Origin of the sequence: Paraplanobispora siamensis (assembly GCF_016863175.1) — a bacterium.
GTDB classification, from domain to species: domain Bacteria; phylum Actinomycetota; class Actinomycetes; order Streptosporangiales; family Streptosporangiaceae; genus Planobispora; species Planobispora siamensis.
Genome location: NZ_BOOJ01000051.1, coordinates 91,826 through 112,233 on the forward strand (window position 1 = coordinate 91,826; position 20,408 = coordinate 112,233).

The 20,408-nt window shown below is 70.9% G+C and carries 19 protein-coding genes; 6 read left to right on the top strand and 13 right to left on the bottom strand.

The features are described from left to right. Positions 1-3 precede the first annotated feature (3 nt). From Psi01_RS28985 to Psi01_RS29010, 6 genes are all read right to left on the bottom strand, one after another. Positions 4-2,658, bottom strand: coding sequence for a LuxR C-terminal-related transcriptional regulator (locus Psi01_RS28985; RefSeq protein WP_275424608.1), 2,655 nt, complete (start codon positions 2,656-2,658; stop codon positions 4-6). A gap of 189 nt (positions 2,659-2,847) precedes the next feature. After that, a complete protein-coding gene (locus Psi01_RS44595; protein ID WP_204067292.1) occupies positions 2,848-3,357 on the bottom strand; it encodes a S26 family signal peptidase in 510 nt (169 codons plus the stop codon). Continuing rightward, positions 3,354-5,177 (bottom strand): ABC transporter ATP-binding protein, encoded by a 1,824-nt coding sequence (locus tag Psi01_RS28995; RefSeq protein WP_239128118.1) that lies wholly within the window; start codon positions 5,175-5,177, stop codon positions 3,354-3,356. Before Psi01_RS28995 ends, Psi01_RS44595 begins: the two co-directional genes overlap by 4 nt. Positions 5,178-5,180: 3 nt before the next feature. Continuing rightward, a complete protein-coding gene (locus Psi01_RS29000) occupies positions 5,181-5,759 on the bottom strand; it encodes a thioredoxin domain-containing protein (RefSeq protein WP_204067293.1) in 579 nt (192 codons plus the stop codon). A 52-nt stretch (positions 5,760-5,811) separates the two neighbouring features. Then, the gene (locus Psi01_RS29005) at positions 5,812-6,342 is read right to left on the bottom strand and encodes a MauE/DoxX family redox-associated membrane protein (protein ID WP_204067294.1); all 531 of its coding nucleotides are present in this window, start codon (positions 6,340-6,342) and stop codon (positions 5,812-5,814) included. Between the two features lie 118 nt (positions 6,343-6,460). Beyond that, the gene (locus Psi01_RS29010; protein ID WP_204067295.1) at positions 6,461-6,760 is read right to left on the bottom strand and encodes a hypothetical protein; all 300 of its coding nucleotides are present in this window, start codon (positions 6,758-6,760) and stop codon (positions 6,461-6,463) included. A gap of 251 nt (positions 6,761-7,011) precedes the next feature. Here Psi01_RS29010 and Psi01_RS29015 point away from each other — a divergent pair, with 251 nt between their 5' ends. Together Psi01_RS29015 and Psi01_RS29020 are read left to right on the top strand one after the other, a co-directional pair. Next, positions 7,012-8,106: a GRAS family protein gene (locus Psi01_RS29015; protein ID WP_204067296.1), complete on the top strand. Its 1,095-nt coding sequence runs from the start codon at positions 7,012-7,014 to the stop codon at positions 8,104-8,106. 175 nt (positions 8,107-8,281) lie between these two features. Beyond that, positions 8,282-9,490 (top strand): MFS transporter, encoded by a 1,209-nt coding sequence (locus Psi01_RS29020; RefSeq protein WP_204067297.1) that lies wholly within the window; start codon positions 8,282-8,284, stop codon positions 9,488-9,490. Here Psi01_RS29020 and Psi01_RS29025 read toward each other — a convergent pair. Continuing rightward, positions 9,487-10,215 (bottom strand): carbon-nitrogen hydrolase family protein, encoded by a 729-nt coding sequence (locus Psi01_RS29025; protein WP_204067298.1) that lies wholly within the window; start codon positions 10,213-10,215, stop codon positions 9,487-9,489. The genes Psi01_RS29020 and Psi01_RS29025 overlap by 4 nt on opposite strands. Before the next feature lie 303 nt (positions 10,216-10,518). Here Psi01_RS29025 and Psi01_RS29030 point away from each other — a divergent pair, with 303 nt between their 5' ends. After that, positions 10,519-11,214: an SRPBCC family protein gene (locus Psi01_RS29030; protein ID WP_204067299.1), complete on the top strand. Its 696-nt coding sequence runs from the start codon at positions 10,519-10,521 to the stop codon at positions 11,212-11,214. Positions 11,215-11,255: 41 nt separating this feature from the next. Here the strand turns inward: Psi01_RS29030 and Psi01_RS29035 are convergent, their stop codons facing one another. From Psi01_RS29035 to Psi01_RS29050, 4 genes are all read right to left on the bottom strand, one after another. Next, entirely contained in the window at positions 11,256-11,774 is a 519-nt protein-coding gene (locus Psi01_RS29035) for an SRPBCC domain-containing protein (RefSeq protein ID WP_204067300.1), read from the bottom strand. Then, the gene (locus tag Psi01_RS29040) at positions 11,771-12,073 is read right to left on the bottom strand and encodes an ArsR/SmtB family transcription factor (RefSeq protein ID WP_239128119.1); all 303 of its coding nucleotides are present in this window, start codon (positions 12,071-12,073) and stop codon (positions 11,771-11,773) included. The genes Psi01_RS29035 and Psi01_RS29040 overlap by 4 nt, the downstream gene beginning before the upstream one ends. Positions 12,074-12,133: 60 nt before the next feature. Beyond that, positions 12,134-12,808, bottom strand: coding sequence for an SDR family NAD(P)-dependent oxidoreductase (locus Psi01_RS29045; protein ID WP_204067301.1), 675 nt, complete (start codon positions 12,806-12,808; stop codon positions 12,134-12,136). A 68-nt stretch (positions 12,809-12,876) separates the two neighbouring features. Then, positions 12,877-14,592 (bottom strand): IlvD/Edd family dehydratase, encoded by a 1,716-nt coding sequence (locus tag Psi01_RS29050; protein WP_204067302.1) that lies wholly within the window; start codon positions 14,590-14,592, stop codon positions 12,877-12,879. Between the two features lie 581 nt (positions 14,593-15,173). Between Psi01_RS29050 and Psi01_RS29055 the strand changes: the two genes are divergently transcribed. After that, complete coding sequence (locus Psi01_RS29055) at positions 15,174-16,562, top strand: non-reducing end alpha-L-arabinofuranosidase family hydrolase (RefSeq protein WP_204067346.1); 1,389 nt, start codon at positions 15,174-15,176, stop codon at positions 16,560-16,562. Between the two features lie 106 nt (positions 16,563-16,668). Here the strand turns inward: Psi01_RS29055 and Psi01_RS29060 are convergent, their stop codons facing one another. After that, positions 16,669-17,157 carry a hypothetical protein gene (locus tag Psi01_RS29060; protein WP_239128126.1) on the bottom strand — a complete coding sequence of 163 codons (489 nt, stop codon included), beginning with the start codon at positions 17,155-17,157 and terminating at the stop codon, positions 16,669-16,671. Positions 17,158-17,451: 294 nt separating this feature from the next. After that, positions 17,452-18,330: a universal stress protein gene (locus tag Psi01_RS29065; protein ID WP_204067303.1), complete on the bottom strand. Its 879-nt coding sequence runs from the start codon at positions 18,328-18,330 to the stop codon at positions 17,452-17,454. Between the two features lie 259 nt (positions 18,331-18,589). Between Psi01_RS29065 and Psi01_RS29070 the strand changes: the two genes are divergently transcribed. Further along, complete coding sequence (locus Psi01_RS29070; RefSeq protein ID WP_204067304.1) at positions 18,590-19,579, top strand: magnesium transporter; 990 nt, start codon at positions 18,590-18,592, stop codon at positions 19,577-19,579. Between the two features lie 126 nt (positions 19,580-19,705). Continuing rightward, positions 19,706-20,407 carry a CBS domain-containing protein gene (locus tag Psi01_RS29075; RefSeq protein WP_204067305.1) on the top strand — a complete coding sequence of 234 codons (702 nt, stop codon included), beginning with the start codon at positions 19,706-19,708 and terminating at the stop codon, positions 20,405-20,407. Position 20,408 lies beyond the last annotated feature (1 nt).

Sequence of the window (20,408 nt, forward strand, 5' to 3'; positions counted from 1 at the left end):
TCTTCAGCTGTAGAGGCGGGCGGACAGTTCCCGGCGAGTGGTGATACCGAGCTTCATGTAGACGTGCCGCAGATGGTTGTCGACCGTACGGACTGAGATGCTCAGTTTCGCGGCGATGTCCCTGCTGGAGATGCCCGCCGACGCCAGCAGCGCGATCTCCCGCTCTCTTCCCGTCAGCGCCGAGGTGGTCTGGCCCGTCGTGAGAGCGGGGGTCCTGGCCTCCTCGCAGCGGGCCGCCAGCGTCTGCGCGCGGAGCGCCGCGGCCTGGGCGCGGCGGGAGTGACCGGTCCGTTTGAGGATCGTGGCCGCGGTGCCGGCGGCCTCGGCCGCCAGCAGGTCGGCGCCGATGGCCTCCATCTCCTCGGACGCCGAAAGCAGGAGGTCGGGAGACTGCATGCTCCATGCGGCGGCCAGCTGCGCCCGGGCCCGGTGGAACCGGCTGCCGCACGCCTCGCCGATCTCCGCCAGTCGTTCCGCGACCTCATCGGCTCCTCCGAGCCGGACGATGTCGGTCAGCAGAATGGCCTCGAAGGCGACGTGCCCGCGGCTTCTGGCGTCCTGCGCGGCCGCCACGAGTACGGCACGGGCGCGGGAGAGCTCGCCCCGGGCGGCGTGCAGCCAGGCCTCTCCCAGAGACTCCTCGGGGAAACGCACCGCGCATGTCAGCCCGCCGTGCTCGGCCAGGGCGGCCTCGGCCGCCTCGATGTCACCCTGCACGGCGGCGGCCGCCGCCAGCCCGGCCAGCGCCATGGGCAGCAGGACCGCGGTATGGGGCCGCGAGGCCCGGACGACCTCGGCGTACCAGCGGCGGGCCTGCGCGGGGTGACCCGCCAGCCACGCCGCGCGTCCCAGCTGGAAGGCCAGCAACTTGTGCTCGACACTCATCAGCCCCTGGGCGACCGCCTCGTGGGCCCGCCTGCCCACCGACCGGGCCTGGACCAGGTCGCCGCTCTCCGCCAGGGCCAGGACCAGGACGGACTGGTGCGACGACTCGTGCGTGGTCATGGAGTAGGTTTCGGCGTCGACGGCCGCGCTGACGGCGACGGCGCGACGTGCCCAGTCGACCGCTTCCTCCCCCCGTCCCAGGAACGCCAGGTTTATCGATCTGGTTGTCACGGCGACCAGCCACGTCATCACATCCGGCTGGTGTCCCTCCTCCAGGGGCAGGGATTCGAGCAGCGCGAGGCTGCGCTCCCACTCCCCCACGGCGAAGGAACCGGCGGCTTCGGCGACCGTGAGAACCTGATGACCGGTAGGACTGCCGACCCGGCGGCGGGCCCCGGCGATGACGTCGAGGAGGTTCCGGTAGGTGGTTCCCAGGCCCCAGCTGAGGTTCTGAACCCGCTGGCACACCACGGGCAGGACCTCGTGCTCCCCGCGGGCCAGCGCCTCGGCCTCGGCCAGCACGGCCTCGGCCCGCTCGAACTCGCCCACCTCGTAGAGCGTCTTGCCCAGGAGCAACCGGACCTGCACGTCGTACAGTTCCTCGGGGACAGCCTGCAGGAGCGAGAGCGCGCATGAGTACTGACGCGTGTGGGTGGCCAGGCTGGCGGCCTGGACGAGCAGCGCGGGGTCCGCCGTGCCCGTGGCCGCCAGCTGGTAGGTCGCCAGGTGGATCGCGTCCTCGCGCCGGCGGGCTCCGCTGTCGTCCAGCGCGGCGATGTGGCCCAGCAGCGTCTCGCGGTGGCGCACCGCGGTCATGTCGGCGCGCAGGACCTCGCCGTACAGGGGGTGGGCCAGCCGGACCGCGGTGCGCCGCCCGTCGCGGCTGGTGACGATCAACCCCGCCTCCTCGAGCCGGTTCAGTGTGTGCGAGGAGGCCTCCGTGGCGAGCCGGGCCATCGACAACGGCTCGCACAACGCCAGCAGGTCGAGCACGCGGCGGCTCTCGGGGGGCGCGGCCGACAGCCGGCAGCGGATGATGAGGTCCCGCAGGCGCCGGGTTCCCGAAAGACGGCCCGGGACCACCTCCCACAGCTCGCCGTCGCTGACCAGGTCGCCGTTCGCCGTCATCCCGACCACCAGCTCACGCAGGTACAGGGCGTTGCCGCCGCTGGCGGTGAACAGCTGGCTGACGGTGTTGCTCCCGACGGGCCCGCCGAGAACCCGTTCCAGCAGCGTTTCGACCTCCGGCCGGTCGAGGGGGGTCAGGTCGACGTGATGGACGGCGTCACCGCAGGACAGGGCGGCCACGGCGGTACCCGGTGGCTCGCCTGAGCGTACCGAGGCGATCAGGAAGATCGAGTCGGTGTCCATCAGCTGCCTCAGCAGCACCGCCGAGGTCGCGTCGAGCAGGTGCAGGTCGTCGATGAAGACCACCGTCGGGGACGACTGCGAGGCGGATCGCGACATGATCCGGGTGACGGAGGAGAACCCCGCGACGGGGTCTCGCAGATCGATCCCTGCGGGCAGCAGGTGAGCGATGGCTCCCAGGGGCACCGAGGCGGATGGGACGGTGGCCGTCGCGCGGCCGACACGCCGGCCGCTCTCCTGCGCCCGTTTCAGGCATTCCTCACCCAGCCGGGACTTTCCCACTCCTGCGGGGCCGAAGATGAAGAACCCCCTGCTCGCCGGGTCCCGCACGAGCTCATCGAACACCTGAAGCTCGAATTCGCGCCCCACCAACGGCCATCGCCCCAGCACACTCCCCCGGCCCATCCCCACCCGACCTTCGCCGCCGCCGACATTCCGCCATGCCGGCGTAGCGGCGTGGCGGCTCGTGCCCAGATTCAGGTGCAGATGTTATGGCAGCAATGATTAGAAAGTCGACCGATTTGTTACGAAAACCTCATACGAAAAAGACAAATGTCGCATAGGACAGAGGCCCCCGAGGGATGGAACCGCTGGTCATGGCGCCGATCCGGGACTACCGGACGGCGGAGAACTCGATCGCGAAAGCCGGCGACCCGGGCGGGCGCCCGCCGGCACGAGAGGGCGGACGACTTTACCGATCATCGCGACCGCCGGAACATAACCGAAATGGCGGGAATCTAGGCTAAATCGGGAATTGTCACCGAAAAGGATGAAACACTCATCAGGGACGGAATTCTCATCCGCCCGGCGGGGCACCGAGGCGGGGACGGGGTCTCCGGGGACGGCGGCGACCCTTTTCACCACCCGCCCAGGGGCCGGACCGGGGACGCCGGGCCACGGGCCCGCAACCATGACGTCGGCCACGACGACGTCTCCGGGGCGTATCCGGCCCGGAGGCAGCCGCCGTACCAGCACCTTGTCACCGGACCGGTGGGCGGGATGCATGCTCTCACCCCGGATGTGGGCCACCAGGAAGTTCCTGCGCGCCCAGAGCAGGGTCGCGGCCCCGGCCACGAGCGGCACGAGGAGGAGGACCCCGGTCATCGGCGGGCCTGCCCGGGCACGGACTCCAGGTAGCCCTCGGCCTGCAGGGAGAACAGGTCGGCGTACAGACCGCCGCGGGCCATCAGCTCCTCGTGGACGCCCTGCTCGACCACGGCCCCTTCGTCGAGTACGACCAGCAGGTCGGCCTCGCGCACGGTGTTGAGCCGGTGGGAGATCAGTACGTTGGTACGGCCCGCGCGACGTCGCCGCAGTCCCTGGTGGATCTCGTGCTCGGCCTCGGCGTCCAGACCGGAGCTCGGCTCGTCCAGGATCATCAGGTCGCGCTCGGCCCGCAGGTGCGCGCGGGCCAGGGCCAGGCGCTGCCACTGGCCTCCCGACAAGGTCACGCCGACGGCGTCGGCGGTGCCCTCCGCGGCGTCGTCCCCCTGGAAGAACAGCCGGGACAGCAGGGTGTCGTAGGAGCGGGGCAGGTGGCTGACGAATTCGTGGGCTCCGGCGTCGGCGGCCGCGGCGGTGACGCGCTCGCGGTCGTGGAGGTGCTCCAGAGCGCCCAGGCCGATGTTCTCGGCGGCGCTGAGGTCGTACTCCATGTAGTCCTGGAATACCACGCCGATGCGGGCGCGCAGGTCGGCCGGGTCCAGCTCGCGCAGGTCGACGCCGTCCCACAGGATCGCACCGCGCTCGGGATCGTACATCCGGCACAGCAGCTTGATCAGGGTGCTCTTGCCGGCGCCGTTGCGGCCGACCAGGCCCACCGTCCGGCCGTGCGGGATGGTCAGGTCCAGGCCGCGCAGCGCCCAGGGGTGGTCGGGAGAGTAACGGAACCACACGTCCCGGAAGACGATCCCGCCCGCCAGCGGCGCGATCGCCTTGGGAGAGCGGGCGACGGGAAGGTCGGGTCCGGCGGTGACCACCTGCAGGTAGTGGTCGAACAGCAGCAGTTGCTGGTGGCATTGGGCGACGGTGTGCACCAGCGACACGCCCGCGTTCTGTACCCCGGCCACCGAGGCCACCAGCAGTGAGACGTCGCCGATGCTGATCCGGCCGCCCGCGGCGGCCAGCACCGCCCACAGCAGGGCCCCGCCCGTCACCGCGGTGCCGCCCACGCCGATCAGGGACTGGGCGCCGACCTGGCGGTGGTCCAGGCGGCGGTTCTCCCTGTTGGACAGGCGCCGCTGCGCGGTCATCCGCTCGCGCAGGTAGGCGCCGACGCCGAACAGCCGGATCTCCTTGGCGGCCTGGGTGCTGGTCAGCAGGTCGCGAAAGAACATCTCCCGGCGCTCGACGGGGCTCAACCGCCACGACAGGCCGGCACGGCCACGGGCCAGCCACAGCTCGACGGCCAGCACCGGCAGGACCGATGCCAGGATCACAACCGGCATCCAGGGCGAGATCACCGTCAGGGCCCCCAGGAAGCCCAGCCCGGTGACGACGGAGCTGACGATCGACAGAGCGGCGGAGACCACCACCCCCGGGGTGGTGCCGCCGTGTCGCAGGGCCATCTGCATCCGGTTGAGGAAGACGGGGTCCTCGAAACGGGCCATGCCCACGAACCGCTCGGTCGCGACGAACAGGTGCTCCTGGGCCAGGAGTCCCACGCGGCGTTCGGTCTCACGGGAGGCGTAGTGGCTGAGGTGCGGTATCAGGCCGGTGGCCACGCCTGCGGCGGCGAGGGCGACGCCTTTCCCGAGCACCGCGCCGGGTCCCGCTCCGGCGGTGATGTCGTCCAGCACCACCTTGGTCAGCCACGCCGTCACGACCGGCATCGGTGCGGTCAGCAACGTGAGCGTGACGAACACCACGGTGAACAACGGGCTGGCCTGCCAGCTCAGCCGCAGGGCACTCATGATCTTCCGCATCGCTCAGACCTTCTCCAGAGCGACTGCCACGTCCTGGAGGAGGGAACCCGAGGCGCGAACCACGCCACCGGGCTCGATGATCCCCAGGGCCGGATACGCCGTGACGCCCAGCGACATGCAGACCGGCCCGCCGTGGGCGGCCTCCACCACTGTGGTGGCCACCGGCTCCAGCAGCGCGACCTTGTCGGCGACGCCGTCGCTGCCGACCACCAGGGCCAGTACCCGCTGCCGTCCTCCGGGGAAGTCCTCGGCGAACCGGATGAACTCCGGCAGGCGCTCTTCACAGGCTTTGCACCCCATGGAGAAGGCGGCCACCAGCGTGGTGGTCCCGGCGAGGAAGCCCTCGTCGATCGGCGCGCCGTCCACGGTGGTGGAGCTGAAGGCCCCCAGCCGTTCTCCGGCCCCGCGCATCACCGGCGGGAACCCGCCCGGCGGAGGATGGCCGCCCGGCGCCGCGGCGGGCAGCCGGATCAGCAGCTCACCGTGGGCGCGTAACCGCCTGGCCACTGCCACGGTGAAGAGGAGGTTCAACGCGCCCAGCACGCCGAGCAGACCGATGAGCGCCACCACGATATTCGACACGACAACCCCCAGGTTTCAACGGTTGCACCGTCACCGGCACGGGCGACGGTGATCAGACGAGCGGCCGGAACAGCTCGGCGATGTCCTCGGTGAGCAGGACCAGGCCGGCTCCCGCCAAGCCGGCGACCGCCGCCGTCACGAACCCGGCCCCCTCCGGCGCCGGGTTCGTGACGGTGACGGTGAGCACCATCCCGATCAGCCCGGCGGTCAGGAGCACCCCGTTGCGGACGAGCTGGGCCGGTCCCACCGGCGCGGAGGAGGTGCCGAAGCAGTTGCAGGCCACACGGCGGCGGGAGCGCACGGCCATCGCGATCGCGGCCGTGAACACGCTCAGCAGCACCAGCGCGGTCGCGAACCCGGCACCGGCCGCGCCCGGAACCGCGAGCAGTACGGCCACGGCCAGTTCACCGGCGACGACCGCGGGCGGTACGAGGGCCGCCGGCACCACCGGCACCCGCGGTGCCAGCTCGCCGGCGGCGGCACGGAAAGAGGCGTAGGCGTCGCGGCTGCGCATCTTGCCCGCCGCCGAGACCACGAAGACCACACCGATCAGAGTCCGGCAGCAGACCAGGACGTACTCCATGACAACCCCTGTTCCGGGAGGGGCGCCGCGGTTTTTCGCCCGTCGCGGCGCCCCGTTGTCCTCTACGGGCGGGAGCGGTCACCCGGCCGGGCCGGCCCGGATCGCCGGATGACCCGGCTCAGCACATCATGAACGGCGGGCAGGTGGGAGGCGGGCACGGACCCGAGTAGGCGGGACCGTAGGTGCTCGGGCCGTAGGGCCCCATGCCCCCGTGGCACGTCGGCGTCCCGTAGCTGCACGGCTCGCTCCGGACCGCGACCGCGTGGCCGTCGCAGACCCGCATCAGGGTCCTGCCCTTGGCGTAGTTGGGGCACCAGTCCTCCCGCCAGTACTCGTAGCACCCCATGGCCTGCGCCTGCGTACCGGGGAGCAGACCTGCCAGCAGCCGGCCGGTGAACGACCGGATGGTTCGAACCATTGGTTGGCCTTCTTTCTCTGGACGGCCCCTCTGTCAGGAGCCGAATGCTGCGACCCAGGCCAACCTAGGGACCGCCCGCATGGAAACGACATGCAAGCGGCATGGGCCGTGACCAGGCATGCGTGGTCCGTCGAATGAGTAGTGATTACTCTGCTGCCGCCCGGCGCCGATTGAAGATCCTCGAGGGGCGGGAGGGCCGGACCCCGGCTTTCCGCCGATCGGAGAACCCGGCCTGCCGAGGAGCTGTCGAAATGAGTGACTCCGTTTTCACCCTGCTTCACCTGGCGGCGACCGCCGCGGAACAGAACCGGGAATACGAGTTGAGAACGCTGCTCGCGCGAGTGCGTTCCGGCCTCGATCCCGACGCCGACTCCCGGGACACGCTGGCCGCCTACTATCTGGCGGGCCTGTCCGGCCGCGTCGAGGGGCGGCACAGGGCGAACCTCTATCTGAGGACGTACGAGCAGCCGCAGATCGACCTGTTCCGCACCCTTACCGAGCACCTGCCTTTCGTGCGCGTGGGCATGCTGGCCAACGAGCACCTGCTGGACAACCTGCGACGGCACACCATCGCCACCGTGCTGTCGATCGGCATCGGCCAGGGGCACCAGGAGAGCGCCCTGCCGGCCCGGGCCGCCGCCCGCGGTCTGCCCCTGCGCCGTCTGGTCGTCATCGGCGTCGATCCCGCCGCGGACAGCCTGGCCGCCGCCGAGGTCAATCTGAAGCGCGCCGGCGCCGAACACGGAATCGACGTGACGTTCCACGCCGTGCCGGCCGCCACCGAGGAGATGGACGAGGAGGTCTGGGCGCTGATCGGCCGGTCACCTCGCCCGTTGCTGGCGACGGCCTCCTTCGCCCTGCACCACATGGTCGATCCCCACCCGGGATTGGACGCGCGCGCGGTCTTCCTGCGCCGCCTGCGCGCCCTGGAGCCGGCCGCTTTCGCACTGTGCGAACCCGACTCCGACCACCACCGGGTGAGCCTGCCGGAGCGTTTCACCAACTCATGGCGGATGTTCAGCACACTTTTCGAGGCCATCGACGCCACCCCGCTCACACGTGCCGAGCACGACGCCATGAAGAGCTTCTTCGGCCGGGAGATCATCGACATCACCGGCGCCGTCGACGAGCGCAGCCGGTACGAACGGCACGAGCCCACCGCCACCTGGCTCCGGCGGCTCCGCCGTTGCGGCTTCCGGACCATCGTCCCGGAGATCACTCCGGAGGTGGAGGGGATGCTGACGGCCCCTCCCGATTTCACCCTCTCCGTCCGGCCCGACCACGTGCGGCTCGGTTACCGGCAGGCCGGCCTCGTGTCGATGATGGCGGCCGTCCCCGACCGCTGATCGAGGCGATCGGGCCGGAACGGGCGCAGGCGCGCACCGTGAGGACGGGGTTCTCCGTCGGGTGCTCATATATGCGTTGCCCCTGGTAGAGGTGGGGCCGTAAGGTCCTGGGACTGTGATGCGGACGGCAATTGGGCGATTCGTGCCCGAACGGTTGGGACCATCCTTCCGGTGGTTGCTGGGATCGAGCTGGGTGACCAACTTCGGTGACGGCGTGGCGATGGCGGCGGCGCCGTTGCTCATCGCGTCGCTGACGCGCGACCCGTTCCTGATCTCGCTGGGGGCGCTGATCAGCTGGGCGCCGCCGCTGGCGTTCAGCCTCTACGCGGGGGTGCTGTCGGACCGGCTGGACCGGCGGCGGATCGTGCTGGTGGCCAATGCCGTACGGCTGGCGCTCCTGATCGGGCTGGTCGCGATGATCGCCACCGGGACCGTGACGGTGACCGGGGCGCTGATCGCGCTGGCGCTGATCGGGGTCACCGAGGTGTTCGCCGACAACACCACCTCGACGCTCACCCCGATGCTGGTCGCCCGCGACGATCTCGTGGTCGCCAACGCCCGGCTGCAGACCGGCTTCCTCACCCTCAACCAGCTCGCCGGACCGCCGTTGGGCGCGCTGCTGTTCACCGCCGGGGCGACCTGGCCGTTCGCCGGGCAGCTCCTGCTCGTCGCGGCCGGGCTCGTCATGATCTCCCGGATCACCCTGCCGCCGCACGGGCGGGAGAACGGCGCCGGCCGCTCGAATCTCCTGCACGACCTGAAGGAAGGAGTCGGCTGGACGATCCGGCACGCCGCCGTACGGACCCTTGCCCTCACCATCCTGATCTTCAACATCACGTTCGGCGCCGCCTGGTCGGTGCTGGTCCTCTACAGCCTGGAACGGCTCGACCTCGGCCCGATCGGCTTCGGCCTGCTCACCACGATCAGCGCGATCGGCGGGCTCGTCGGCACCGCCTTCTACGGGGCGATCACCCGCCGGCTCAGCCTCGGAGTGATCATGCGCGTCGGGCTGATCCTCGAGACGCTCACCCATCTCGGCCTCGCGCTCACCACCTCCCCCTGGACAGCCTCCGCGATCTTCCTGGTATTCGGCGCGCACGCCTTCATCTGGGGCACCACCTCGGTCACCGTCCGCCAGCGGGCCGTCCCGGCCGAACTGCAGGGCCGGGTGGGCAGCGTGAACACCATCTGCGTCTTCGGCGGCCTGGTCGCCGGTTCGCTCATCGGCGGAGCCCTGGCCGCCCACTACGGCGTGACCGCCCCCTTCTGGTTCGCCTTCGCCGGCTCCGCCGTCTTCGTGGTGGCACTCTGGCGCCAGCTCATGCACATCACCCACGACGAACCCGAGGCCGCCCTGAAGGGCGAACCTCAGCAGATCCGTTAATCCGTTGATCCGTGGCCCGGCCGGCGGCCCTCGTCCTCGCGGTCACCCGGTCCGCCGTGATAGCGCGTCTCCAGGACGTCGTCGCGCCGCTGGCCGAGGTACCAGTCGGAGACGGCCGCCAGGTCGACGGTCGCGCGCAGCACCGCCCGCTCCCCGCCGGTCGTCTCGGCGACGACCTCACCCCGCGGCGAGATGATCATCGACGGGCAGTGCGAGGCCTCGTCGGCGACGTTGGCGGCCAGCAGCCATCGCTGGTTCTCCGCCGCCCGGCTGATCAGGTGACTGCGCCACACGCCGGGAGGCTCGGCGGGGTTGGCCGCGTGGGTGAGATAGGCGAACACCTGCGCGCCGGACCCGGCCAGGTGACGCCACTGCTCGGGGAAGCGGACCTCCCGGCAGATCTGCACACCCGTGTCGACTGCGCCGCCGGCGCAGTCGAGCCGGTGGACGGGAAGGCCGGACCCGGCGCTCAGCACGCCACGCTCGTTGACCGCCAGGTTCACCTTCCGGTACGGCTTGCGCCGCCCGGCGGGGGTGACGACCAGCGCGCCGTTCCACCAGCGGCCGTCCCGGCGCAGCAGCGAACCGCAGACCAGATGGACGCCGGTCCGCCGGGCCAGGACCGCCAGTTCGTCCACGGCTCCGTCCAGTTCCGCGGGGTCGAGCCGGTCCAGCGGCGACAGGTCCGCGCCGTAACCGGACAGCGCGCCTTCGGGCAGGACCACCAGTCGGAACGGGGGTCCCGTTCTCCAACGCCTTGTCCAGGTGACCGCTGACAGCGCCCAGATAGAGCATCAGGCTGATGCCGGAGCCCCGCGCCTTCCGTTGGGAGCATCGATCAGCCCGTCAGAGCGATCAAGACTTGGCTCAAGGCGAGGCGGCATCGGCCCGATCTCTGCGGAGCGGGGCCCGCCGACAGGGGGCGAAGGACACCGGCAGACGTGACCTTCGCCCCCTGTGCAGCCCTGGGCTCCGCATGGACGGTGAGGTGGAGGGCCCTGCCGGGAGCCCATGGGGAGGAGGGCGACGTGCGTACCAAACTGACCATCATGGGGCTGGTCCTGGCCGCGGCGCTGGTCGCCGTCGGTGTCGTGACGGCTGTGGCGCTGGTCGTCGATCTCCGGGCGGCGCTCGCTCTCGTGGCGGTCGCCGTACTGGGATACCTGCTGGTGATCGAACCGCGGATACGCCGATGGGGCGCCACCGACGTCGAAGTCGATCGGGCCATGCCCGGTGACGAGATGATCCCGGACGGCAGGGGGCCCACCCGTGCGATCACCATCCACGCCGCGCCGCACGAGGTGTGGCCCTGGCTGGTCCAGATCGGGTACGGCCGCGCGGGCTGGTACAGCTACGACTGGATCGACAACGACGGCCGCCCCAGCGCCGACCGGATCGTCCCGGAGTTCCAGGATCTCAAGGTGGGCGACCCGATCCTCATGCTGCCCGGTTACGGCCCCGCGGTCCGCGCCATCGAGCCGGACCGGTGGATCGTGTCCGGTGACCCGGAGTTCGGCACCTACTGCTGGGCCCTGTATCCGGCCCGGGACGGCGGCACCCGGCTGGTGTGCCGCTTCCGCCAGAACTGGCCGATCACTCCGGGCACCCTCTTCTGGACGCTCATCGTCGGCCCCGGTTCCTTCATCATGGAACGCAAGATGCTCAAGACCATCAAGGCACGCGCCGAGCGGGCCACCGCGGGTCACCGGACCGTCGTGCCCTGATCAGGCAAGGAGTCCTCGCCGGCCGGAGGCGATGCGGTGACTCAGGCGCCGCCGTCGCCTCCGCGCAGGGCCACCGCGAAGCGCCTGCCCGGCGCCGGGTCGACGCCGAAGCGCTCGGCGTAACCCTCGTGGATCTCCTCCCATCCCTCGTGCGCCTCCTCTTCGGAGATCTCCTTGCCCGCCAGGTGGGGCTCGAGCCTCGAAAGGTAGGACTCCCAGCCGGCCGCGGTCTGCGCCGAGAGGCCGAGGTCGTCGATGACGTGGATGAAGACCAGGCGGCAGCCGTCGCCGTCGGGGGCCAGGTCGAAGCTGTACGGCTGGCCGGCATAGGTCCAGGCCAGGCGGCGGGGCGGATCGACCTCGGTCACCTCGACGGTCGCGCCGCCCGCCTCGAAGGTCTCACCCACCGCCGGGGTCCAGTCGACGGCCGCGGGGAACCAGCGTCCGAGCTCCGCCGGCACGCTGACGGCCCGCCACACGCGCTCGACCGGGTGGGAAAGCGTGCGCTCGAAGCGCAGCGCCGGGCGGCCGTCGATCGTCTCCAGGGTTCCGTCGATCATGGGTTCTCCTCCAGGTGTCGTTCCAGGGCGTCGAGGCGCCGGGACCAGAACGCGCGATAGGGCTCCAGCCACTGATCGACCTCGGCGAGGGGTTCCGGGCGCAGCGCGTACACACGCTGCCTGCCCTCCGTGCGCACCGCGACGAGTCCGGCCTCGCGCAGCACCTTGAGGTGTTTGGACACGCCGGGCTGACTGAGACCCAGGTGTCTCACCAGTTCTCCGGCGGGCCGCTCGCCGGAGAGCAGCAGGTCGAGAATCTGTCTGCGGTGCGGCTCAGCCAGGGCTGCATAGGCGCTCACGTGCTCATATTTCCATATGGAAATATGATTCTGCAACCCCGGGGCCGGTCCGCCGTCGTTTCAGTAGGTGGCGCGGCCGCCGCTGATGTCGTAGACGGCGCCGGTGGAGAAGCTGACCTTGTCGGAGACCAGCCAGGCGATCAGTTCGGCGACCTCCTCCGGCTTCCCGACGCGGCGCATGGGGATGAGGCCGGTGATGCGGGCCAGTTCCTCTGGGCCGGTGGCGGCGTTCATCGGGGTCTCGATCACGGCCGGGGCGATGGCGTTGACCAGCACGCCGCTGGTGGCCAGCTCCTTGCCGAGCGACTTGGTCAGCGCGATGACGGCGGCCTTGGAGGCGGAGTACGGCGACATGTTCGGGTTGCCGTCCTTGCCGGCCATACTGGCGATGTTGACGATGCGGCCCCAGCCGCGCTCACGCATGGCCGGCACGAAGGCGCGGCAGGTGTGGAAGGTGCCGTCGACGTTCACCTCGAAGGTGCGCCGCCAGCCGTCGGGCGGGATCTCCCACAGGGGTGCGTTGGGGCCGACGATCCCGGCGGAGTTGACCAGGATGTCGACCGGGCCGATCTCCTCGGCGGCGGCCCGGACGGCGGCGGCGTCGGTGACGTCCGCGACCAGGTCGGCTCCGTCGGCGACGTCGAGGGTGACGACCCTGACGCCGTCGGTCTCCAGCCGGACGGCGGCGGCCCGGCCCAGGCCGCTGACCCCGCCGGTGATGAGCGCGGTACGCATGGCACGTCCTTTCCGTGGGTTCGCCTCAGGGGGTTCGCCTCAGGGGGTTCGCCTCTGGAGGGTTCACGTCAGTGGGACTCACGCGGTACGGCGTCGCCGCTGGAGCCGACCAGGAAGTCCAGGTCGGCTCCGGTGTTGGCCTGCTGCACGGTCTCGACGTACAGGCGCTGCCAGCCGCGGGCCGGGCGGGCGAACGCCGCGGTCATCTCCGGGGACGGCCGGCGGACGGCGAGCTCCCCGGCCGGGACGTCGATGTCGAGCCGTCTCCCGGGCACGTCGAGGATGATCACATCACCGGTGCGCACCAGGCCGAGAGGGCCCCCGGCGGCGGCCTCGGGGGCGACGTGCAGCACGACGGTGCCGTAGGCGGTGCCGCTCATGCGGCCGTCGCAGATGCGGACCATGTCCCGCACCCCTCGGGCGAGCAGCTTGGCCGGCAGGGGCATGTTGGAGACCTCGGGCATGCCGGGATAACCCTTCGGCCCGCAGCCGCGCAGGATGAGCACCGAGTCGGCGCCGACCTCCAGACCGGGATCGTCGAGGCGGGCGTGCAGATCCTCGACGGAGTCGAACACGACGGCGGGACCGCGATGCCGGAGCAGGTGCGGCGAGGCGGCGGCGGGCTTGATCACGGCGCCGTCCGGGGCGAGGTCGCCGTACAGCACGGCGATCCCGGCGTCCTCCTGCAGCGGCCTGGCACGGGGCCGGATGACCTCGCGGTCGTAGACCTCCGCACCGGCCAGATGCTCGGCGAGCGGGCGGCCGGTCACCGTGAGCGCGGCCCGGTCGAGCAGGTCGCGGATCTCGTTCAGTACGGCGCGCAGCCCGCCGGCCCGGTACAGGTCGTCCATCAGGAAGCGGCCGGCGGGCTGCAGGTCCGCCAGCAGCGGGACGCCGGAGCCGGTGCGGTCGAAGTCGTCCTGGGTCAGTCCGACGCCGAGCCGTCCGGCGATGGCCAGCAGGTGCACGACGGCGTTGGTGGAGCCGCCGAGCGCGGCCAGGGCGACGATGGCGTTGAGGAACGAGCCGCGCGTCATGACATCCGACGGGCGGCGACCGGCGGCGATCATCTCCACGATCAGCCGGCCGCTCTCGTGGGCGCCCTCCAGCAGGCGGCTGTCGGGGGCGGGGGTGCCGGCCAGGCCGGGCAGGGTCATGCCGAGCACCTCGGCCAGCAGGCCCATGGTGGAGGCCGTGCCCATCGTGTTGCAGTGGCCTCTGCTGCGGATCATCGACGACTCCGAGCGCAGGAACTCGGCCCGGCTCAGCGTCCCGGCGCGGACCTCCTCGCTGAGCTTCCAGACGTCGGTGCCGCACCCCAGCGGCACGCCGCGGAAGGTGCCGGTGAGCATCGGCCCGCCGGGCACGACGAGCGCGGGCAGGTCGACCGAGGAGGCGGCCATGAGCAGGGCGGGGACGGTCTTGTCGCAGCCGCCGAGCAGCACCACGCCGTCGATCGGGTTGGCGCGCAGCATCTCCTCGATCGCCATGGCCGCCATGTTGCGCCACAGCATGGCGGTGGGCCGTACCTGGGTCTCACCGATGGAGACGACCGGCAGGTTCAGCGGAACGCCACCCGCCTCCCACACGCCGCGCTTGACGTGCTCGGCGACCTCGTCCAGGTGCAGGTTGCAGGGGGTGAGGTCGGAGGCGGTGTTGGCGATGGCGACGTGCGGGCGGCCGTCGAAGGCGCCGGGCGGCAGGCCGCGCCGCATCCACGCCCGATGGATGTAGGCGTTGCGGTCGCTGCCGGCGTACCACTGCGCGCTGCGGCTCGTCGCCATACGGCCACCGTACTTTCCCACGGCCGGAATTCTGATCCGATTCCAAGCCCGGCCCGTCCGGCAGCGACACGATCCGGGAATCTCGAAACGGCCCTTGAGACGTCGTGAACCACACGGTCGCCGGCCGTTGACATCTGTGAAACTTTCACCCACGCGAAACATTTCGACACGGTCCCCCGGAGGCGGAAGTCCAGGCCGGAAGGCCGTTTCGAGGACAGCACCCGGGCCGGCGGAAGTCACCCTCGTTGACGGCGGATCCGGCGGTCGGATGTACTCCGCGGCAACGCACCCACCGCAGTGAAGCCCCGCAACTCTGCAAATCCGAATGTTAGCGCTAACAAAACTCATGACCTCATCTGGAAACGAGTTCCGGGCGACGTCGCGGGTGAAATGTTAACGCTAACAAAACCCTTCGGAGGTTCCTGTGAGACGCATGCTCACGGTTCTCCCGTCGCCCGACGACGGCACCGACCAGCAATGGCAACTCGTCCGAGCCGGATGAATTGGAGTACATCGTGAAACCCAGATCCCTGGCCGTCCTCGCAGCGGTGGCCACCTTACTGGCGAGCCTTTTCGTCGCCATGCAGATCCAGCCCGCCAACGCGGCCACCGTCGACACGAACGCGTGGTACGTGCTGATCAACCGCAACAGCGGCAAGGCCCTGGACGTCTACAACCTGGCCACCGGCGACGGCGCCCGCATCACCCAGTGGACCCGCAACAACGGCAACCAGCAGCAGTGGCAGTTCGTCGACTCCGGCGGCGGCTACTACCGCATCAAGTCCCGCCACTCCGGCAAGGTGCTGGACGTCTACAACTTCTCCACCGCCAACGGCGGCGCGATCGTGCAGTGGGCCGACGGCAACGGCAACAACCAGCAGTGGCGCCTGGCCGACAGCCCGGACGGCTATGTGCGGTTCATCTCCCGCCACAGCAACAAGGCCCTGGAGGTCCAGGGCGCCTCCACCGCCGACGGCGCCAACATCGTCCAGTACGACGACTGGGGCGGCAACAACCAGCAGTGGCAGCTCGTCCGGGTCGACGGCGGCGGCCAGAACCCGGCGTGCGACCTCCCCTCGACCTACCGCTGGACGTCGACGGGCCCGCTGGCGACCCCGAGGTCGGGCTGGGTCTCGCTCAAGGACTTCACCGTCGCTCCCTACAACGGCAGGCACCTCGTCTACGCGACGACCCACGACACGGGCACGAGGTGGGGTTCGATGAACTTCGGCCTGTTCACCAACTGGTCGGAGATGGCCTCGGCCAGCCAGAACGCGATGTCCTCCTCCGCTGTCGCGCCCACGCTCTTCTACTTCGCCCCGAAGAACATCTGGGTGCTGGCCTACCAGTGGGGCAGGACCGCCTTCTCCTACCGGACCTCGAGCGATCCTGCCAACCCCAACGGCTGGTCGGCCGAGCAGACGCTCTTCTCCGGAAGCATCTCCGGCTCCTCGACAGGGCCCATCGACCAGACGCTCATCGGTGACGGCACGAACATGTACCTGTTCTTCGCCGGGGACAACGGCAGGATCTACCGCGCGAGCATGCCGATCGGGAACTTCCCCGGCAGCTTCGGCAGCACCTCGACGGTGATCATGAGTGACACGACGAACAACCTGTTCGAGGCCGTGCAGGTCTACAAACTCCAGGGCCAGAACAAGTACCTCATGATCGTCGAGGCGATCGGCGCGCAGGGCCGCTACTTCCGCTCGTTCACCGCCACCAGTCTGAACGGCTCGTGGACGCCGCAGGCCGCCACCGAGGGCAACCCCTTCGCCGGCAAGGTCAACAGCGGCGCCACCTGGACCAACGACATCAGCCACGGTGAGCTGATCCGCACCAGCGCCGACCAGACCTTCACCGTGGATCCCTGCAACCTGCAGCTGCTCTACCAGGGACGCAGCCCCAACTCCGGCGGCGACTACGGCCTGCTGCCCTACCGGCCCGGTGTCCTGACACTGCAACGATGACGGCGTGAGTCCGGCTGCGGCCGGCAGGGCGCCCGGACATGCCGGTGCCCCACCCCGGTCCGGGGTGGGGCACCGGCTGCGAGGCCGTGGCGCGGCCCCTGGAGAGCTACTTCAGGATCGGCAGTCGCCGTACCAGGGCGGTGGAGGCCCACCAGCGGCCCAGGCCCAGCGTGTCACCGGCGCCCGCCAGGGCCAGCCCGGCCAGCACGATGGCGTAGACGATGTGGTCGTCCATGAACGGGTTGTTGGCCAGCGGCAGCTCCGCGGCCCACATCAGCACCAGCATCAGCCCGCCGGCCCCGGCGGCGATGCGCATGCCGATGCCCAGCAGGAGCGCGACGCCGACGCCCAGCAGCCCGGCCATGAACAGCCAGTCCACCCAGGCCTGGCCGGCCAGGCCGGAGAAGAAGCCGCCCAGGGCGTTCTCGCCGGTGCCCTTGAGGAAGCCGGTGGTGGGGCTGCCGCCATTGATCCAGGCGCGCTCGGCCGGCGTGGCGAAGCCCCAGCCGAAGGTCTTGTCCAGGAACGCCCACAGGAAGATCCAGCCGAGGCTGATCCTGGCCAGCGCCCAGACGTAGTCGGCCGAGTGGGACACTGTCGCGCGGGGGGTCGTGACGGGGTTGGCAGGGACAGCGTGCCGTCCTTCGATGGTGGCCACCGTCGGCCTCCTTTTCCATATTGTCCGTCGCTGCTTCTCGCACCTCCAGCACACCGTTTTCCCGATCCGGCGGGCAGGGCTGTACGACTCGACCGGACGGAGCCCAAGACCCGATTCCTCGGGACCTATGGCCCTGGCAGGCTCAGGCCGGCGCCTGCGCGGGCGGCTCCTCGGCGGTGACGGTGATCAGAACGCGGCTCGTCACCTGCTCGGCGGTCATGGTCCCGGCGTTCATCGCCGGTCGCTCCGGGGCCGGACGACGGCGACCGGGCAGTGCGCGCGGTGCAGCACGCCGTGGCTGACCGAGCCGAGCACGGCCGAGCCGAATCCGCCCCGCCCGTGCGAGCCCACCACGACCAGGTCCGCCCGGCGTGAGGCGTCCGACAGCACGGGGACCGGGTGGCCGTGGACGGCCGACTCCTCCAGCTCGACGTCCGGGTGCTTCTCCCGCCAGGGCTCCAGACGCCGCCGGACCGAGTCGGCCGACTCCTCGAAGAGTCCGTCCGGCACCAGGCTGTAGCCCAGGGCGTAGGCCGACAGCACCGGCGGCTGCCAGGCGTAGACCGCCCTGAGCCGGGCCCCGCGCCGCCGGGCCTGGGTGAAGGCATAGTCCAGCGCGGCCTCCGAATGCTCCGAACCGTCGAACCCGACGACGATCACGTCGTGCACGGTCCGGCTCGGGGCGCGAACGACGACGACGGGACCGGCCGCGTGCCCGGCCAGGCCGAGTCCCGCCGAACCGAGCACCAGACCGGCGAAACCGCCGATGCCTCTGCTGCCGACCACCAGCGTGTCAGCCCGCTCGGACTCGCTCTTGAGCCTCTCGACCGCCTTGCCGGCTGCGAGATCGGTAGTGATCTCGATGCCGGGCGCACGGTCGCGGGCCCGTTGCGCGGCCGCGGTCAGCACCTCCCGCGCGTGTCCGGCCACAGAGCCGCCGGGCTCGTCCGCCGGGGACACCAGGGACAGAGGAGGGACACCGGCCCCCGTGTCATGCACGTGCACGATCTTCAGCGCCGCGCCGCCGCGCGCGGCGTCCTGGGCCGCCCACTCCACCGCCGCCATCGCGGGCGCGGATCCGTCGACACCGACAACGATCAGTCCGGCCACGGCCGGCCTCCTCCCAGAGGATCTCTGTACCTTCGCGCCCATCGCACACCCTGGCGAAAGTCCGGGGCATCGGCCCAACGTCACCTGCCCTCAGGACCAACGTCTTCTGCCGGCGCCTGCGCGCCGGGCCGCTTCACCGGCCGATCCGGCGGGTTCGGGCCCATCGGTGCGGCCGTTCGGGACTTTCGGCAAGCGAGAAGGGCGGCGAGGGCGTGATGGGCTGGCGGGGTGAGCCGCTTCCGCACAGGAGGGCAGCCCCGTGACGATTCCCCGGACAGCCGCGCAACCCGGCGAGTTCACCGGTACGGCAGGCGAGCACACCGTCACCGCCGTCCCGGTCTTCGATCCCTCGGCCACGGCGCGGGAGGCCTGGACCCGGATGCTCGGCACGCGCTTCGACAGCGCCTCCGACATCGTCGTCCGCGACGCCGGCGGCCGCCTGTACGGCCTGGTGAGCGTCGAACGGCTGCTCGCCGCCGCCCCCGCCGCCACACTGGCCGACCTGGCCGATCGCGATCCCCCGATCGTGACCCCCGGCACCGACCAGGAGATCGCCGCCTGGCACGCCGTCCGGCACGGCGAGAGCGGCCTGGCGGTCGTCGACCCGTCCGGCCGCTTCACCGGCCTGGTCCCCCGCCGCAGGCTGCTGCGCGTCCTGCTCCAGGAGCACGACGAGGACATGGCCCGGCTCGGCGGCTATCTGAAGGGCTCGGCCACGGCCAGGACCGCCGCCGAGGAGTCCGTCACCCGGCGCTTCGCCCACCGGATGCCCTGGCTGCTGCTGGGCCTGGCCGGCGCGATGGCCTCGGCGGGCATCGTCGGCTCCTTCGAGGACCGCCTGGCCGCCAACGTCGCCCTGGCCTTCTTCCTGCCCGGCGTGATCTACATGGCCGACGCGGTGGGCACCCAGACCGAGGCCGTCGTGGTCCGCGCCCTGTCGGTGGGGGTGTCCATCCGCCGCCTGGCCCGCGGTGAGAGCGCCACCGGCCTGATCATCGGCCTGGCCATGGCCCTCGCCTTCCTGCCCTTCGCCCTGCTGTACGGCGGCGACGCGCAGGTGGCGCTGACCGCGGTCATCTCCCTGTTCGCGGCCTGCTCGGTGGCCTCGGCCCTGGCCATGGTCCTGCCGTGGCTGCTCAATCGCCTCGGCCGCGACCCCGCCTTCGGCTCCGGGCCGCTGGCGACCGTCATCCAGGACCTGCTGTCCATCACCGTCTACCTGTTCACCGCGACGCTGATCGTCGGCTGACCCCGCCCCGCCGGGCGTGCCGGGGACCTTCGTCCGGCCCGGCACGAGGGGACTTCCGGCCCTGCCCGGCCGCCCGGAAAGGCGATGGGATGGAACAGGAACCCCTGTGCTTTCGAGGAGGATGCGATGCGGGTGAAGGTCAGTGAGGTCATGACGCGCGAGGTCGCGTCCGTCGACGGCGCCACGCCGTTCAAGGACGTCGCCAAGGTGCTCACCACCCGTGGGGTGAGTGCGGTCCCGGTCGTCGACGGCGACAACCACGTCATCGGCGTGGTCTCCGAGGCCGATCTGCTGTGCAAGGAGGAGTTCAAGGACCAGTTCCACCGGGAGGGCTACCGGCAGCCGCTGCGCACCCGCCTGCGTCACCGCCTCAGCCAGGACAGGGGCACCGTACGGGACAAGGCCCGCGGTGAGACGGCCGCCGGGCTGATGACCGCCCCGGCCGTCACCATCCGCCCGCAGTCGGCGGTGGTGTACGCGATGCGGCTGATGGACGAGCACGGCGTCAAGCGTCTGCCGGTGGTCGACGAGGACGGCAGGCTGGAGGGCATCGTCAGCCGCCATGACCTGCTCAAGATCTTCCTGCGGTCCGACGCGGCGATCGCCGAGGAGATCGAGAAAGACGTCCTGGACCGTTCGCTGTGGGTGGACACCTCCCAGGTGAAGGTCGAGGTGCACCGGGGCGTGGCGACGCTGAGCGGCCGCATCGAGCGGCACAGCGAGGCGCAGATCGCCGCGCGCATGGCGCTGCGGGTCAACGGCGTGATCGACGTCGCCGACGAGATCCGGTGGAACGTGGACGACGTCCCGTCCCAGGTGGGCCGGTGAG